The organism is Allorhizobium borbori (assembly GCF_014196535.1).
GTDB classification, from domain to species: domain Bacteria; phylum Pseudomonadota; class Alphaproteobacteria; order Rhizobiales; family Rhizobiaceae; genus Ectorhizobium; species Ectorhizobium borbori.
In genome coordinates this window covers 28,396-43,533 of record NZ_JACIDU010000016.1, presented here as the reverse complement: position 1 = coordinate 43,533, position 15,138 = coordinate 28,396, and the positions used below count along the sequence as shown (strand labels likewise).

The window sequence follows — 15,138 nt, the reverse complement described above, 5'->3', positions numbered from 1 at the left end:
GCACGAGCAAGCCGATGTCCTGCGGGTGCCCGATCCATTCGCGGATGGCGGTCATGGGGCGATGAAACTTGCGCAAGCGGATTTGTCGCTTGTTTCATTTCAGGGCTGTCAGCCAATCAAACACTCGCTGACTCAATCGAACCGAACCTGCCGGCGCACAGGCACCAGTGAGATCCTGCTCCTTTCGCTGATGAGCCCCCAGACGCCTCTGGGCGCTTTCAGCATGACGAGGATGGCGAGCGCTCCCAGAACCAGCAGGTAGGTCGTGCCGAGATCGGCCAGGGTTTCTCGCAGCAGGAAGAAGATGATGGTGCCGATGATCGGTCCCTCGATGGTGCCAATCCCGCCGATGACCGCGATGAAAATGACGTAGGCCGTCCAGTCGTTGACGCTAAAGGCGGCGTCGGGCGAGATGCGCAACTTTTGCAGGAAAATGAATGAACCGATCATCGTCGTCAGGCCGGCGACACTGACATACACTGTCATCTTGGTGAGCCAGGAATTGACGCCGAGGCTTTCCGAGGCGATTTCGCTGTCGCGCAGGCCGGTGAGCGCCAGCCCAAGCTTTGAGCGCAACAGGGCGATGACGATGAGAAGGACGGCGACCGCGAGTGCGAGCCCGGTCCAGTAGATCAGGATTTCCCGCCATTCGCGGTTCGATGCGATGCCGGTGACGACCGATGTCGGCAGGCTGGCCCCGGAACCGCCACCGAGCGAGGAAACCTGTGCGAAGGACAGTCGAAGCACCTCCGCAAACACCCAACTGCCAATCGCGAAATAGGCGCCCTGCAGCCGGAACAGAAGCGTGCCGACCGGGATGGCGAGCACGGCGCCGAGAAGACCCGCCACGGGAATGGCCAGCAGGGGGTCGAAACCCAAGAAGATGGCGAGCGCAAAAAGCATGTAGCCGCCAAAGCCGACGAAAGCCTGCTGGCCGACGGAAACCAGCCCGCAATAGCCAGCAAGCAGGTTCCACAGGCTTGCAAGCGCCAGAAATGAGAACATCTCGCCGAGAAGACGGATGTTGGCGCGGCCTGTGAGCCATGGCGCGGCCACGAGAAAAGCCAGGGCAATGAGCGCGACGATGGCGGTAGCGCGGCTGGCGGGGGTGAAGCGTTCGATACGGAAGCTCATGGCGGTCAATCCATTTTCGGAAACAGGCCGCGCGGACTGACGGCGAGAACGAGGAAGAAAACGATGTGGCCGGCGAGGATCTGCCAGCCGGGCGATATCTGGGCGCCGATGGCTTGCGCGACGCCAAGAACGATGCCGCCTGCAAGCGTGCCCCACAGATTGCCGAGCCCGCCGATGATCACGGCCTCGAACCCGAAGATCAGTCGCGTCGGACCGGAGGACGGATCGAAATTGGTGCGGATCGCCAGGAAAATGCCGGCAATGGCGACGACGCCGAGCGACAGCGCCATTGCCATGGCGAATATGTGCCGGCGGTCGATCATCATCAGTTGTGCGATCTCGCCATCGTCGGAGGTCGCGCGGAATGCGCGGCCGAGGCGCGTGTGAAAGAACACATGGTCCAGCAGGAAGATCACCAGAACCGACATGATGAACATGGCGAGCGGCAGGACGCCGAGAGTGAGACCGGTTACCGGTTCGAAACTCGCGGTCTCGAGCGCGCCCGCGCTCAGCCGCCGGCTATCGGCGGTAAAGCCGATCAGTAATCCGTTCTGCAGGATGACGGAAATGCCGAAGGTGACGAGCAGCGGCGAAAGCAGGTCCTTGCCGATGGTGGGGTTCAGCAGGAAACGCTGCATGCCATAGCCGATCGCCGCCATGACCGGCACGACCAGAATGGCGGAAAGCAAAGGATGCAGGCCCGTGGCTTCAACGACCACAAGCGCTACATAGGCGGCGAGTACGATCAGGTCGCCATGGGCGATGTTGACCAGCCGCATGACGCCGAAAATGAGCGACAGGCCGGCCGCAAACAGCGCATAAAGCCCGCCGAGCAGGACGCCCTGCACGATTGCGTTGATCCAGTCCATGGTTTCAGGTTCCGAAATAGGCGGCCGTGATTTCGGCCCTGCTGAATTGGGATGGCGTGCCGGCAAGGGAAACCTTCCCTTCCTGAACGCAGGCGAAACGGTTGGAGACAGCGAGCGCCCGCGACACGTCCTGCTCGACAAGAATGGCCGAGATGCCACTTTCGACGATGGCGGGTAGCGCGGCGTAGATGTCCTTGATCACCACGGGCGCCAGCCCGAGGGAAATTTCGTCGAACAGGATCACCTCCGGATTTGCCATCAGGGCGCGCCCGATCGCCACCATCTGCTGCTGGCCGCCGGAAAGCGCCGTTCCCGGATTTTTTCGCCGCTCATTCAGGATTGGGAAAAGGGCGTAGATACGTTCCAGCGTCCATGCTCCCTTCCGGGCCCGCTCTCCGCCGATCACGAGGTTTTCCTCGACCGTCAGCGAACGGAACAGCCGACGCCCTTCCGGAACCATGGCAATGCCATGGCGTGCAATGCGATCCGGCCGCTGACCACCGATCGGCTCTCCCTTGAAGCGAACCATGTCAGGCTGACATCGGACAAGCCCTGTCATTGCTTTCAGAAGCGTGCTCTTGCCAGCGCCGTTGGCGCCGATCAGTGCCAGAACCTCGCCTCGATTGAGCGCGACGTCCATGCCGAACAGCGCCTGGAAATCACCATAACCGGCCTTGAGCCCGTGGGTGGAGAGAAGAACCTCAGCCATGTGCCGCCTCGCTCTCCATGCCCATGTAGATTGCCGCGACCTCCGGGCTTGCCATGGTCGCCGCCGGCTCGCCCTCGGCAATCTTGCGGCCGAAATCGATCACGGCGATCCGGTCGACGACGGCGAGAAGGGCATGCACGACGTGTTCGATCCAGATGATCGACACACCCTGCGCGCGCACGTTGCGGATCGCATCCACCAGTTCGGCGCATTCGGGCTCCGTCAGCCCGCCGGCGATCTCGTCCAGCAACAGAAGCCTGGGCGAGCTTGCCAGTGCGCGGGCCATCTCCAGGCGTTTGCGTTCGAGAAGCGTCAACTGCCCGGCCAGAACATTGGCTTTTCGTGCAAGGCCAGTGAGTTCCAGCACGTCCACGGCCTTTGCAGCGGCGTCGCGCTCGGAAAGGCGGCCGCCGAAGGTGGCACCCACCAGCACGTTTTCATAGGTCGTCATGCCCACGAAGGGGTGCGGAATCTGGAACGAGCGGCCAATGCCCCGATGGCACCGGCGCCGCGCCGGCATGCGCGTCACATCTTCGCCGTCGAACCGGATCGTGCCGCTGTCGGCAAGCGTCGTTCCGGCAATGAGATTGAACAACGTGGTCTTGCCGGCTCCGTTGGGGCCGATGATGCCGAGAGCCGACCCGCGTTCGAGGGCCAATGATACCGCGTCGGTCACCTGCAGGGCGCCGTAGCGCTTGCTGACCCTGTCCAGTGTAATGATCGTCATTCCCAGGTCTCCGATAGGAGCCGTCCGAATAGCCGGACGGCCCAGGGTGCGGGGGTCAAAGGAGCTTCAGTTCGCCGCCGACCGGAATGTCGGGCGCGGTCTTGTTGGTGGTGATGATGAGTTCTGCCTTGCCGCCAGTGCTCTGCCACTGGCCGGCGACCAGCGGTGTCTTTGTCACGTTCTTGACCGGTCCCCTGGACCAGTCGACCGGGCCGACGATTGTCTTCATCGCTGTTGCACGGATCGCCTCGATAATGGCCGCGGGATCGTCAAGGTCGTCGGCGCGACGGACGACGTCAGCGACGACTTCGAACAGCGCGTGCTTGAAGCCGATTGGCTGTGTCCACGGCCTGGACGTGGCGTTCTGATAGCCCTCGGCCAGTTGCCGCGACGTTTCACCGGTCAGGCTGGAGGCGTAAGGATGGTTGGGTGACCACCAGATTTCAGAGGAAAGGCCGATCCCCCGTTCGCCGAGCGAGGCGATGACGGACGGGAAGAGGAGCGCTTTACCAATGGTGACGATGCGGGGCTTCAGGCCTTGCTGCCCGGCCTGGCTCCAGAAAGTGGCGAAGTCGGGCGGGATCATGTTGCCGGCGACGATTTCCACACCCGCTGCCTTGAATGCGGAAATCTGCGCCGAAAAATCATCGGACATCGGCTGGTATCGACCCGTGTCGCTCAGCGTGTAGCCTGCATCCTTGAGCGGCTTGGGGAAACCGCGTTCCGGGTCGCCCCAGGCATTGCCATCGGCATCGTTGGGAAACAGCCCGCCGACCTTTTTGGCCACGCCCGGATGGTCCCACAGCGCGAGGAAGGAGGCGATCACATCCTCAAGCCCCCAGAAGAAGTGGTAGGTGGATTCGAAGCCCTGATCCGGCTTGCCGTTGCGGCCGAAGAAATAGGGCTGCCAAGGGCAGTCCGTGGTAATGCAGGGCATGCCATTGACCTCGGCCTGATCTGAAACCGGATTGACGGTATCGGGCGTCGAGGCTGCGACGATAATGTCGACCTCGTCCTTCAGGATAAGGTCGGCGGCCACTTCCGCAGCGCGGTTCGGGTTCGACTGGCTATCCTTGGAAATGATTTCCACCGTCCAGGACTTGCCGTTATTGTCGATCGACGACAGCGATTTGGCGATACCCTTCAGAATATAGTCGTTGGCTTCCGCGAAGCCTGCCAACGGGCCGGTTGTCGGGCTGACGTGACCGACCTTGATGGTCGGCGTTGCCGCGTAGGCCCGGGTCATGTGCAGGATGGCCGGGGCTGCCAGTGCCGTGCCGGCGGCCCGCATGAAGGTTCGGCGGCTGATGCCGCCAGTTCCCGTAGTCACGAAACGCATGCGATCCTCCCAGATTTGCGTGGCGCAATGTCAATGTCTCAAGGCGGGTGCAACCGCGTCGCCTCCCGCGAACGCAGTGCACCGGACTTTCCGGTGGCTAGCCGGCGGTGTAGCCACCATCCGCATAAAGAATGTGGCCGGTGTAGAAGTCGGATGCTTTTGACGACAGGAAGAGCAGCGGGCCGGCCAGATCCTCCGGTTCACCGAGACGACCCTTGGGAACGCGAGCAAGGAAGCCGGTACGGACTTCTTTTGCCCGTTCGGTGTCCTCGAACATCCAACCGGTTAACGGTGAGCGAAAAACCGTCGGTGCGATGGCGTTGACGGTAATGCCCGTCGCGCCCCATTCACAGCCGAGCGCCCGGGTTATGCCGTCGACTGCCGATTTCGAGGCGCAATAGGCGGTGTAGCCGGCCGGATGGCCGAGCAGGCCGCGTGCCGACGACATGAGGACGACCTTGCCGCCTTCGCCCTGTTCGATCATGCATTTGCCGGCGGCCCTCGTCATCAGCCAGCTTTGCGTGACATTGGCGTCCATCACGTCGAGAAAGCGTTCCGGCGACATGTCGTTGATCTTGGCAACGTCGTTCTTGCCCGAGGCGACGACCAGAATATCGATACGGCCGAAGGTCGCGACGGTGTCTGCAACAATCGCGTCGCAGGCGGCCTCGTCGGACGGACGGCGGTTGATTTCCAGCGTCTGTGCGCCGAGGTCGCGGCACGCGTCAGCCGTTTCCTTCAGTGCGTCCCGATTGCCCGCGACAAGGGCGACATGTGCGCCGGCACCGGCAAGGATCTTCGCCGCCAGCGCACCGAAAGCGCCGGAAGCACCGGTGACGACCGCGACCTTGCCGCGAATGTCGAACAGAGCGGCGGGGTTCTTGAGAAAGGCATCTTGGGTCACGAAGTCAGGCTCCAGGTGGATAAGGAATGACGACAAGCATCTTGCACATGTGATTGGTGCGGTTTTCGATCTCCCGCACCTCGCCGGGCGGGATCGTGCAACTGTCGAGTGGGCCGAGAACGGTCTCATGGCCGCTGGCGATGACCGTCATATGTCCTTCAAGAACGACATAGACTTTCTCGAAAGGCGTGGAGTCGGGGCCGGCTCCGCCACCCGGCAAAAACTGGGAAAGACCGACCCACTGGTTTTTCGGGCCGCCTTCTTCGAACCCCTGAAGCCGCAAGCCAACAACGCCCCGATGGTTGGGTGCCTCATAGGGTATGGCGTCTTCGAAACGCTTGACGAACATGTTTCCTCCCGTTCGCTGCAGCATGAACCTGTCGTCATCCCCACGATTGAAATAGCGCACGGAAGGGTAAGCCGCTTGACGGGAAGCGACGGACAGACGGCAGGTTTTCTGGATTGGCTCCTCCCAGAACCAATGTACCTTTATACGGTACACGTGTATCGCATAAAGTCAATCGGGCGATGCGTCTTCGTGACCGGAAAACGCAGAAAAAATCCGGTTGAATCGCACGCAACTATTTGAAGAAACACAAATATCCGGCAAGAGCATGTCTTGCCGGATAGGGTGGATGGCGTGAAATCCGGACTGCCTGCGTGAAGCGTTTCTAGTGCTGACCGAGGTAGCGGGACACGAGATGGGGGTCATGAAGAAACGCGGGCCAGCCGCCGTCTGCCACGTGATGGACGATGCGCCCGGTGGACAGCACATAGGCACGCTGGGTGACCGATGAGGCGATGCCGATGTTCTGTTCGATCAGAACTATGCTCATGCCTTCACTGCACAACCCCCGCAGGACCTCGAGGATGGCTTTGACCACCTTTGGTGCAAGGCCCGTCGAAGGTTCATCCATGATCACCACGTCGGGCTGAAGCAGGAGAGCACGGGCGATAGCAACCATCTGCTGCTGGCCGCCGCTCAGAAGATCGCAGCGAACCGCCATTTTTTCACCAACCGCGGGAAACATTTCGACGATCCGTGGAATGTCGAATTTCTTCGGGCGGTTCGCACCTGCACGTTCAGCCAGCCGCAGATTTTCCGCGACGGTAAGCTCGCCAAAAAGATTGCGGTTCTCAAGAACGATGGCGAGGCCGAGTTTCGGCCGCGCATGGGCCGGAACGTTGGTCGTGTCCGAGCCATTGATGGTAATCGAGCCGCCGCGGGCGGGCAGAAGACCGGCAAGAACACGAACGAGCGTTGTCTTTCCCGCGCCGTTGGCTCCCACCAGCCCGACCATTTCTCCGGGCCTCACGGTTATGTCCAGCCCCTGGAGGATATTGGGAACGCCATAGCCGGCGGTCAGATTGCTTACGGTCAACATGGCGTCAAACTCCCAGATAGGCTTCGCGCACGGCGGTGTTCTCCTGCACTTCGGCCATGCTGCCAGAGCAGATGATGCGCCCGAAATCGAGAACATGGATGTTTTCGGCAATACCCATCAGGTCCATGTCGTGCGAGACGATCAGGATCGTTATGCCTTCAGAGGCGATCAGCCGGAGCTTGTCGGTCATCGCCTCGATTTCCGTGGTAGTGAGGCCCGAAGACGGCTCATCCAGCAACAGCAGTTGCGGATCGCCCTGATAGGCGCGGGCAAGCTCCAGCAATCGCCGCTGACCCGCAGGCAGAAGCGAGGCCTGTTTGCCGGCAACCGCGCCGAGGTCGAACTTGCGGCAGGTGGCCAGCGCCGCTTCGCGGGTCGCGTCGATCTCGCGGCGAGAGGCCGGCGTATTGAGAAGTCCGGCCATCAGGCCGGACCTGGTTTTCTTGTAGGCACCGGTCATGACGTTTTCCACAACCGTCAGTCTTTCGAATACCTTGGGCGTCTGGAACGTTCGCACCAGTCCGTCAAGGCTGCGCTCTTGAACCGACTGGTGCCCGATGGCCTTGCCGCGATAGGCGACAGTGCCGTTGCTCGGTGCGATAAAGCCGGAAATGATGTTGAACAGCGTCGTCTTGCCGGAGCCGTTGGGGCCCATCAATCCGGTAATCCCGCCGGTGGGAACGGTGAAGGAAACGGCTTTCAGCGCGGCAAAACCGCCGAAATTCTTGCCGACTTCGGACAGTTCGAGAAGAGGGGCTGATGTCATCGGCTTTGCTCCATCTTGAGAGCCTGTCGGCGGGCGGGAATGCAGGTATCGGCGAGGCGCTTCAGAAGACCGATCAACCCGTCCGGGAAGAAGACGACTGTGGCGACGAGCGCGAGACCGAACAGCACGCGGTGAATATCGCCCAGAACGCTCAGCGCCTCGGGTACGAGGCCGACGAACAGCGCCCCAACCAGCACACCCGCCGGACTGGCCGCGCCGCCGATGACGGGCACGAGCAGGAAGAAGATCGAACGCTCCACGCCGAAACTGTCGACATTGACGAAGCCGACATAGTGAGCGAACAGGCTGCCCGCCACCGAGCCCAGCACACTGGAGATCAGGAACATCCACAGCTTCAGCCGTGAAATATCGATGGCCAGCACCATGGCGGCTTCCGGCGCGTCGCGCATGGCCTGCATGGCCAGACCGATACGGCTCGACATCAGGCTGCGCATGGAAAGGACGCAAAGCACCGCCACCGGCCATATGAGAAAGTAGAACTTCGTCGGCGTGTCGAGCGCAAAGCCGAGTACGGACAGTTTCGGGACGCCCGGAATGCCGAGCGTGCCGCCGGTGATGAACTCCGCCTCGTAGAACAGGTTGGAGCAGATGATGCCGAGCGCAAGCGTGGCGAGCGCGAGGAAATAGCCGCTGAGGCGCAGGATCGGCCGTCCGATGAGGAAGGCAAGGCAAAGCGAAACCACAACGCCTGTAAGAATGCCGACAGGAGCCGGCAGGCCGAGCTGGACCGTGCAGTAGGCGCTGCTATAGGCGCCGAGCCCGTAAAACGCGGCCTGACCGAGATTGACGATGCCGCCCTGGCCGAGCAGAAAACCGACACCCGCGCCGGCCACGGCGTAGAAACCGCAGAAGACGAGCAGGTCGATCGCATGACGTTCGAGTACGAAGGGCAGGGCAAGCCAGACAATGGCGAGAAGGATATAGCCGCTATATTTCATGGTCTTATCCTCCCTTGCGCCCGGACCTGCCGAGAATGCCATCCGGCACCAGAATCATGATGACGATCAGCACCGAGAGAGCGACTGCGTCCTTGAGGCCGGAACTGATGTAGACGATGGACAGCGATTCCAGCAGGCCGATGGTGATGCCCCCGACAAGCGCGCCGAGCGGATTGGTGAGGCCGCCGAGAACGGCTGCTGCAAAGCCCTTGAGCGTGAGGATCGGCCCCATCTGGTAGCTGACGCCGATCATCGGCGTGACCAGAAGACCGGCCACTGCGGCCATCAGCCCCCCGAGCGCAAAGGTGGCGGTGCGCATCAGGCGCACATTGATGCCGGTGGTCGCCGCGCCATCAGGGTCGATCGATGCCGCCATCATGGCGAGGCCGAAATCGGTGTATTTGTAGAAGAGCTTCAGGCCGATGAGAATAAAAGCCGCGATGCCGACGATCCAGATCGTCTGTTCGCGGATGATGGCGCCGGCCACTTCGTAGATTTCGTCGCCGAAAGCCGGGAGGAGATGCTCCTCCCGGCCGAAGACGTAAAGAACCGCGGCGGAAAACGTGAAGCCGAGGCCGACGGTCAGGAGCAGGAACGATTCCTCCCGCGCATTCCGGTTGAACAGTCTTCTGACCAGGCCGATATCGACCAGCGTGGACAGGACCATCGCGATCAGCATGCCCATGGTGACGGCAAGCCAGGTGGGCCACATGGCGATTTCGACACAGTAGACCGCAGTGGCCGCACCGACGACGGCCAGTTCGCCGTGCATGGCATTGATCAGCCGGCTTCCCTTGAAGATCACGGCCATGCCCAGCCCCACGAGGGCATAGATCAGGCCATTGGTGATTCCGGTTGCGCAAGCCTGCGCAAGAAGCATCATTGACATCGTTTCTACTCCCGCTGCCGCTTACTGGCCCGCCGTGAAGGGAACGCGTGTGAACTTGCCCTTTTCAAGCTTCGAATAGACGTAGCTCGAGAGGGAAAGGCCGGTCAGGTCGGGTGCGGAGAAGTCAAACTTCGCCATCGCGCCGGCATAGGGGCCACGGATCGCATCACTGATCGCGGCCGGTGTCGCGTCCGGTCCGGCCTTGGCGATGCCGGCCGCGACTGCGTGTACCGCATCCCAGGCACTGGCTTCCATGGTCTTGGGGAACGTGTCGTATTCCTTGTGGAAGGTTTCGACGAAATCCTTCTGGTAGGGCAACGGGTCCTCGGCGACGAGAAACTCGGCGAAAATGATGTTGTCGGCCGCATCGCCCATGGCGCGCACATATTCGTAGGATGCCGTTCCAAGCGCCGACATCAGCGGTGCGTTCATGCGAATCTGACGGAGATTGCGGAACGGGGTTGCCGAATTGCCGATGACCAGCACGACATCGGGCGCGGTCGCCTTGATCTTTGCAGCCTGCGTCGTAACGTCGGTGGCGCCGACCTCCCACTTTTCCGCGGCGACGAAGTCGACGTTATAGGTGGCATTCACCTCCTTCAGCTTGGTCATGACGATGTTGCCATAGGCGGAATCGTGCAGCACGGCGACCTTCCTGGTCTTCATGTTCTTGGTCACGAATTCCAGAAGCGCACGGGCATTGAGGTCCTGTGTAGGCAGCATGTGGAAGACGCTACGCCGCTGTTTTTCCATCTCCAGCCCGAGACCGGTGAAAGGCATGACCGCAATCTTTTCCGGGTCGGCGACGCCGCCGACAGACAACGTGCTGGCCGTGAGCGTCGGGCCGATGATCGCTTTCACTTTCTGTGAGAAAATCAGGTTGTTAGCCTTGGTCACCGCCGCGTCGGGGTTGGAGCCGTCGTCTTCCACAAGCAGTTCAATCGGTCGCCCGGCAATCCCGCCTTTTTCATTGATCGCCTTGACGGCCAGCAGCACGCCATTGCGCTGCGGCAGACCGACGCCGGCGCCCGGGCCGGTGGCGGAGAGGATCGCCCCGAGGCGGATCGGTTCGGCGGCATGGCCCAGCGTTGGCCGGATGATGGCCGGTGCGAGCATGGCACCGAGAACGGTGCGTCTTGTCAATGAAATCGGCATTTTTCTCTCTCCCAATGAAATGTCCGAGCTACGCATTTTCGGGGAAGCGGAAGGGTCTGCGCCAGAGTGCACGACATGCAACGAAGGGGCGGAACGAAGCGCGTTCCGCCTGGTCTTTGCCTGTGTGAATGGATGGCCGGATGCCCCACGGACGACGGCCGTGGGAGCCCCTTCATTCAGGGAAATCTTCGCTCCTCCGAAGGGATCGCCTCCACGATCCGTGTTCCCTATCAACATGAAGCACGATAACCGCATTGTGGTCAAGTGGATATTTTTTGAACCACAATGCGATACAGTTTGGAAAAATCAGGCGACTTCGCGGTCTTCGGTGCCAAGGGCGCGAACAATCGCGCGGCGCGCCTCGACCATCTTCTCGATGATCAGGTCCATCACGAGCGGAAAGCGCGGCGAGGGCACGGGAACGGATATGGCGTAGATATTGCCGGCTGCATCGCGAAAGCCGGTGCCAACCGCGCAGATGCCGGGGGTATGTTCCCCGTGATTGTGGCTGATGCCCGTACGGCGTGCAGCCTCGACATCGGCCACGATGTCAGCCACGGAGCGCGGCGCGGTTTCGCCAAGATTGGCGACTTCATGCTCGATCAGGGCCAGCGCCGTTTCCGGGTCGAGCATCGACAGGCAGGCCTTGCCATTGGCCGTATTGGTCAGCGGGAAAATCTCGCCCACGGCCGAAACGGTGCGCAGGCGATGCGTGCCGGTAATCTGGTCGATGAACAGCACCTGATTGCCGCGCATCATCGAAAGGTCGACCGTCTCGCCCGTCGCTTGAGACAGTGCCACGACATGGCTGCGCGCGGTGGTCGCCACATCCACGCGACCGGCCTGCGCCAGCGCCTGAAGACTCGGGCCGAGGCGATAACCGCCATCGGCACTGGCCGGCACCACAAAATCCTCGTCGATTAGCGCATTGACGATTCGCTGTACCGTGGAGCGGGGCAGGTCCACTTGCGCGGCAATCTGCGCAAGGCTCGGCGGCTTACCGTCAGTCTTGAGGCAGCGCAGTATGGATGCCGCGCGGGCGATGACCTGTATGCCGCTTGCCCGGCCAGCATCCGTGTTGTCGTCCGTCATTGTCATGGATGATCACTCCTCCCCTTGCGTGCATGCCATTGTTTCTCATCTGCAAATCACTGTCAATTTAAATGTATCGCAATATGGTACAGGTTGACCAAAATATGAAATTGACGGATTGACCGCAATGCGGTTCATGTGTATCAATCTGCGAGACAGGTCGAGGAGGTCGCCCTGAAAACAGTTCAGCGTCATTACATGGCGAATTGAGGAGATTTTTGATGGTGAAGATTCGCGGGATCGAGTTCGAGGCGAACCTCGAAAATTCGATGGGACTGGAGTTCTACAACCTGAGCCACCGCTTCGGCTTTCAGAACCCCAACTGGCCCTATTTCCAGGACACCAAGATCGAGCGCATTCATTACATGGCGAAATCCGGCGTGTTGAGCCAGCGCATTACCACCACCATGCACGCCACCACACATATCGATGCGCCGGCGCATGTCGTGCAGGGAACGCCCTTCATCGACGAAGTGCCGCTGCCGCATTTCTTCGGCACCGGTCTCGTCGTTTCCCTGCCGAAAAAGAAATGGGAGCCGATTACGGCCGATGATCTGGAAAAGGCCTGTGGCCACGCTATTCGCAAAGGTGACGTGCTGATCATCAACACGGGCTGGCACAAGCAATATGAGGACGGCGATTACTTCGCCTATTGCCCCGGCTTCGTTGCCTCCGCTGGCGAGTGGATGGTGGAAAAGGGCGTCAAGGTCGTCGGTCACGATACCCAGGCCAACGATCACCCGCTCGCCACCGCCATCGGTCCGCAGCGTAACGGTCCGTTGCTGCCGCATCTGCAGAAGGAATACTTCGAATGGTCTGGCGGCCGTGACTGGAAGGACGACTTCCCGGAGTGGGAGCCGGTTCACAATATTCTCTTCAAGAACGGTATTCTCGGCATCGAAAACGTCGGCGGCGATCTGGATGCCGTGACTGGCAAGCGCTGCACCTTCGCATTCTTCCCGTGGAACTGGGATCGTGGCGATGGCTGCATCATCCGCCTCGTCGCCATGATCGACAAGACTGGCCATTACCGCATCGAGGCGGGGGAGGCTTTCTAAGGCCCAAAGCGGCGGTGCGGGAGGGAGTCGCGCTCGCACCGCCGGCATCGATATCGACGGGTTCGGGATTTGGGAGGATCGACGAATGCCGGCTGCATCATTGCGCCCTGACCGGGGACACGGCTGCCTGCTTTTCTCCGCTTTCCCGTGTCCGCCCAGCGGGACAGGAAGAACAGCATGAAACAGGAAAACAGGATCGCCGTCATCGGCGCGGGCCTTATGGGGCACGGCATTGCACTGACCTTTGCTCGGTCCGGCTGTGACGTGACGATCACCGATCCAATTGCCGCGGCGCGTGAGAGTGTCGTCGCCCGGATTGCCGACAGCCTTCGGCTTCTCGGTGCGGACGAAACTGAAGTCGTTGCTGCGCTTCGCCGTGTGAGGGTTTGCGAAAATGTAGCGCAGGCCGTGCAGGGCGCCGCCGTTGTCTTCGAAGCCGCGCCAGAAAAATTGGCGTTGAAGCAGGCGCTGTTTGCCGAGATCGAGGCATCGGCGCCGGCAGAGGCCATTCTGGCTTCGAACACCAGTGTTATGCCCATTACCGCCATCATGCGCGATCTTCGAGACAAGGGGCGCGCGCTCGGCACCCACTGGTGGAACCCGCCTCACGTCATCCCGCTGGTCGAGGTGATCCGTACCGCCGATACCGGAGAAAAAGCGCTGGACGGGATGATGGCGCTCCTTGAGAGCGCCGGCAAGACACCGGTGCGTGTGGAAAAGGATGTGCCCGGCTTCATCGGTAATCGACTGCAGCATGCGCTGTGGCGGGAGGCGATAAGCCTTGTCGAGCGCGGCATCTGTGATGCCGAGGCGGTGGACACCGTGGTGAAGGCGAGTTTCGGCCGACGCCTGGCTGTGCTCGGCCCGCTTGAAAATGCCGATCTCGTCGGATGCGACCTGACGCTCGACATCCATAACACCGTGCTCGTCGATATCGAGAACCGGCCGGGACCATCACCGCTGCTCGAACAGATGGTGGCGAACGGGCAACTGGGCATGAAAACAGGCCATGGCTTCCGCACATGGACGCCTGAGGAGGCACGAGCGCTGCGGGAACGCGTCGTCAGCCATCTGCGTGCACTCGAAGGCATATTGACCTGACTTGTCCAGGCCCGCCGCCGCTAACCGTCCATATTCATTTTTCAAGGAAGGCATGATCCATGGCCAAGCGCCCGAAGACCATCATCACCTGCGCCATCACCGGTGCGATCCACACGCCGACCATGTCGGATGCACTGCCTTATACCGCCGAGGACATCGCTAAGCAGGCGGTCGATGCCGCCGAAGCGGGGGCGGCGATCCTGCACCTGCACGCCCGTCGCCCCGAAGACGGCGGCGTTACCATCGACCCCGATGCGTTTGCAGCCTTCCTGCCGCGTGTGAAGCAGGCGACCAACGCAGTCGTGAACATTTCGACCGGTGGCAGCCTCAAAAACACGATCGAGGAGCGCATCGCCCCGGCGCTTCGGTTTTCGCCAGAGATGTGCAGTCTCAACATGGGTTCGATGAACTTCTCGTTTCATCCGCTTGCCAAACGTTACGACACTTGGAAGTTTGACTGGGAGAAGGAGTATATTGCCAACTCCGATACCTACATCTTCCGTAACACGTTCCGGGACATCGAAACCGTGGCGACCACGCTCGCGCCGCACGGCATCAAGTTCGAACACGAATGTTATGATGTCGGCCACCTCTATAATCTGCGCTTCTGCATGGATATCGGCCTGTTCAAGGCGCCAATCTTTATCCAGTTCGTCTTCGGCATCCTCGGCGGCATCGGCCCGGAGGTGGACAATCTGATCTTCATGAAACGCACGGCAGACCGGCTCTTCGGTGACGATTACCGCTGGTCGGTGCTCGGTGCAGGTGGTGCGCAGATGGGCCTCGCGACCACGGCAAGCCAGATGGGCGGAAATGTCCGCGTGGGGCTCGAGGACAGCCTGTTCATTGGCCGTGGCCGGCCGGCCGTTTCGAATGCCGAACAGGTCACGAAGATCCGTCGCATTGTCGAAGACCTAGGCTGCGAGGTGGCCAGCCCGGACGAAGCACGCGAAATCCTGGGCCTCAAGGGTGCAGATCGCGTCTCCTTCTGACGGAGAGCGACAAGGCGACGAAAGCCTTCACGCAGCTCGCGTGAACAAGGGGAGTAACG

Annotated in this window: 16 protein-coding genes; 3 read left to right on the top strand and 13 right to left on the bottom strand. The window is 61.1% G+C overall.

Annotation, left to right across the window (positions count from 1 at the left end):
- Window positions 1-132: 132 nt before the first annotated feature.
- The 13 genes from GGQ66_RS17645 to GGQ66_RS17585 all read right to left on the bottom strand — a co-directional run bounded on the left by GGQ66_RS17645 (window position 133) and on the right by GGQ66_RS17585 (window position 11,934).
- Complete coding sequence (locus GGQ66_RS17645; RefSeq protein WP_183794065.1) at window positions 133-1,134, bottom strand: branched-chain amino acid ABC transporter permease; 1,002 nt, start codon at window positions 1,132-1,134, stop codon at window positions 133-135.
- A gap of 5 nt (window positions 1,135-1,139) precedes the next feature.
- On the bottom strand, window positions 1,140-2,003 hold the full coding sequence (locus GGQ66_RS17640; RefSeq protein ID WP_183794064.1) for a branched-chain amino acid ABC transporter permease: 864 nt from the start codon (window positions 2,001-2,003) through the stop codon (window positions 1,140-1,142).
- 4 nt (window positions 2,004-2,007) lie between these two features.
- Complete coding sequence (locus GGQ66_RS17635) at window positions 2,008-2,712, bottom strand: ABC transporter ATP-binding protein (protein WP_183794063.1); 705 nt, start codon at window positions 2,710-2,712, stop codon at window positions 2,008-2,010.
- Window positions 2,705-3,439: an ABC transporter ATP-binding protein gene (locus GGQ66_RS17630; protein ID WP_183794062.1), complete on the bottom strand. Its 735-nt coding sequence runs from the start codon at window positions 3,437-3,439 to the stop codon at window positions 2,705-2,707. The genes GGQ66_RS17635 and GGQ66_RS17630 overlap by 8 nt, the downstream gene beginning before the upstream one ends.
- A 55-nt stretch (window positions 3,440-3,494) precedes the next feature.
- Entirely contained in the window at window positions 3,495-4,778 is a 1,284-nt protein-coding gene (locus GGQ66_RS17625) for an ABC transporter substrate-binding protein (protein ID WP_183794061.1), read from the bottom strand.
- A gap of 97 nt (window positions 4,779-4,875) precedes the next feature.
- The gene (locus GGQ66_RS17620; RefSeq protein WP_183794060.1) at window positions 4,876-5,682 is read right to left on the bottom strand and encodes an SDR family NAD(P)-dependent oxidoreductase; all 807 of its coding nucleotides are present in this window, start codon (window positions 5,680-5,682) and stop codon (window positions 4,876-4,878) included.
- 4 nt (window positions 5,683-5,686) lie between these two features.
- On the bottom strand, window positions 5,687-6,031 hold the full coding sequence (locus GGQ66_RS17615; RefSeq protein WP_183794059.1) for a cupin domain-containing protein: 345 nt from the start codon (window positions 6,029-6,031) through the stop codon (window positions 5,687-5,689).
- A 322-nt stretch (window positions 6,032-6,353) separates the two neighbouring features.
- Window positions 6,354-7,163, bottom strand: coding sequence for an ABC transporter ATP-binding protein (locus tag GGQ66_RS17610; RefSeq protein WP_210287314.1), 810 nt, complete (start codon window positions 7,161-7,163; stop codon window positions 6,354-6,356).
- On the bottom strand, window positions 7,072-7,833 hold the full coding sequence (locus GGQ66_RS17605; RefSeq protein ID WP_183794203.1) for an ABC transporter ATP-binding protein: 762 nt from the start codon (window positions 7,831-7,833) through the stop codon (window positions 7,072-7,074). The genes GGQ66_RS17610 and GGQ66_RS17605 overlap by 92 nt, the downstream gene beginning before the upstream one ends.
- Window positions 7,830-8,792, bottom strand: coding sequence for a branched-chain amino acid ABC transporter permease (locus GGQ66_RS17600; RefSeq protein WP_183794057.1), 963 nt, complete (start codon window positions 8,790-8,792; stop codon window positions 7,830-7,832). The genes GGQ66_RS17605 and GGQ66_RS17600 overlap by 4 nt, the downstream gene beginning before the upstream one ends.
- A 4-nt stretch (window positions 8,793-8,796) precedes the next feature.
- Window positions 8,797-9,681, bottom strand: coding sequence for a branched-chain amino acid ABC transporter permease (locus GGQ66_RS17595; RefSeq protein ID WP_183794055.1), 885 nt, complete (start codon window positions 9,679-9,681; stop codon window positions 8,797-8,799).
- Window positions 9,682-9,702: 21 nt separating this feature from the next.
- Window positions 9,703-10,836, bottom strand: a complete 1,134-nt coding sequence (locus tag GGQ66_RS17590; RefSeq protein WP_183794054.1) for an ABC transporter substrate-binding protein — start codon at window positions 10,834-10,836, stop codon at window positions 9,703-9,705.
- 306 nt (window positions 10,837-11,142) lie between these two features.
- Complete coding sequence (locus GGQ66_RS17585; protein ID WP_183794053.1) at window positions 11,143-11,934, bottom strand: IclR family transcriptional regulator; 792 nt, start codon at window positions 11,932-11,934, stop codon at window positions 11,143-11,145.
- A gap of 215 nt (window positions 11,935-12,149) precedes the next feature.
- Here GGQ66_RS17585 and GGQ66_RS17580 point away from each other — a divergent pair, with 215 nt between their 5' ends.
- The 3 genes from GGQ66_RS17580 (at window position 12,150) to kce (ending at window position 15,079) form a co-directional block, all read left to right on the top strand.
- Complete coding sequence (locus GGQ66_RS17580; RefSeq protein ID WP_183794052.1) at window positions 12,150-12,986, top strand: cyclase family protein; 837 nt, start codon at window positions 12,150-12,152, stop codon at window positions 12,984-12,986.
- A gap of 177 nt (window positions 12,987-13,163) precedes the next feature.
- Entirely contained in the window at window positions 13,164-14,087 is a 924-nt protein-coding gene (locus GGQ66_RS17575) for a 3-hydroxyacyl-CoA dehydrogenase family protein (RefSeq protein ID WP_183794051.1), read from the top strand.
- Between the two features lie 59 nt (window positions 14,088-14,146).
- The gene (gene kce, locus GGQ66_RS17570) at window positions 14,147-15,079 is read left to right on the top strand and encodes a 3,5-dioxohexanoate:acetyl-CoA acetone transferase (RefSeq protein ID WP_183794050.1); all 933 of its coding nucleotides are present in this window, start codon (window positions 14,147-14,149) and stop codon (window positions 15,077-15,079) included.
- Window positions 15,080-15,138: the final 59 nt, after the last annotated feature.

What these genes read in the sequence shown, in the direction of transcription:
- GGQ66_RS17605 (WP_183794203.1), bottom strand. Translation starts at nt 7,833, where the DNA reads ATGACATCAGCCCCTCTTCTCGAACTGTCCGAAGTCGGCAAGAATTTC.
- GGQ66_RS17630 (WP_183794062.1), bottom strand. Translation starts at nt 3,439, where the DNA reads ATGACGATCATTACACTGGACAGGGTCAGCAAGCGCTACGGCGCCCTG.
- GGQ66_RS17590 (WP_183794054.1), bottom strand. Translation starts at nt 10,836, where the DNA reads ATGCCGATTTCATTGACAAGACGCACCGTTCTCGGTGCCATGCTCGCA.
- GGQ66_RS17615 (WP_183794059.1), bottom strand. Translation starts at nt 6,031, where the DNA reads ATGTTCGTCAAGCGTTTCGAAGACGCCATACCCTATGAGGCACCCAAC.
- GGQ66_RS17640 (WP_183794064.1), bottom strand. Translation starts at nt 2,003, where the DNA reads ATGGACTGGATCAACGCAATCGTGCAGGGCGTCCTGCTCGGCGGGCTT.
- GGQ66_RS17625 (WP_183794061.1), bottom strand. Translation starts at nt 4,778, where the DNA reads ATGCGTTTCGTGACTACGGGAACTGGCGGCATCAGCCGCCGAACCTTC.
- GGQ66_RS17580 (WP_183794052.1), top strand. Translation starts at nt 12,150, where the DNA reads ATGGTGAAGATTCGCGGGATCGAGTTCGAGGCGAACCTCGAAAATTCG.
- GGQ66_RS17595 (WP_183794055.1), bottom strand. Translation starts at nt 9,681, where the DNA reads ATGTCAATGATGCTTCTTGCGCAGGCTTGCGCAACCGGAATCACCAAT.
- kce (WP_183794050.1), top strand. Translation starts at nt 14,147, where the DNA reads ATGGCCAAGCGCCCGAAGACCATCATCACCTGCGCCATCACCGGTGCG.
- GGQ66_RS17585 (WP_183794053.1), bottom strand. Translation starts at nt 11,934, where the DNA reads ATGACAATGACGGACGACAACACGGATGCTGGCCGGGCAAGCGGCATA.
- GGQ66_RS17645 (WP_183794065.1), bottom strand. Translation starts at nt 1,134, where the DNA reads ATGAGCTTCCGTATCGAACGCTTCACCCCCGCCAGCCGCGCTACCGCC.
- GGQ66_RS17610 (WP_210287314.1), bottom strand. Translation starts at nt 7,163, where the DNA reads ATGTTCTCGATTTCGGGCGCATCATCTGCTCTGGCAGCATGGCCGAAG.
- GGQ66_RS17600 (WP_183794057.1), bottom strand. Translation starts at nt 8,792, where the DNA reads ATGAAATATAGCGGCTATATCCTTCTCGCCATTGTCTGGCTTGCCCTG.
- GGQ66_RS17575 (WP_183794051.1), top strand. Translation starts at nt 13,164, where the DNA reads ATGAAACAGGAAAACAGGATCGCCGTCATCGGCGCGGGCCTTATGGGG.
- GGQ66_RS17635 (WP_183794063.1), bottom strand. Translation starts at nt 2,712, where the DNA reads ATGGCTGAGGTTCTTCTCTCCACCCACGGGCTCAAGGCCGGTTATGGT.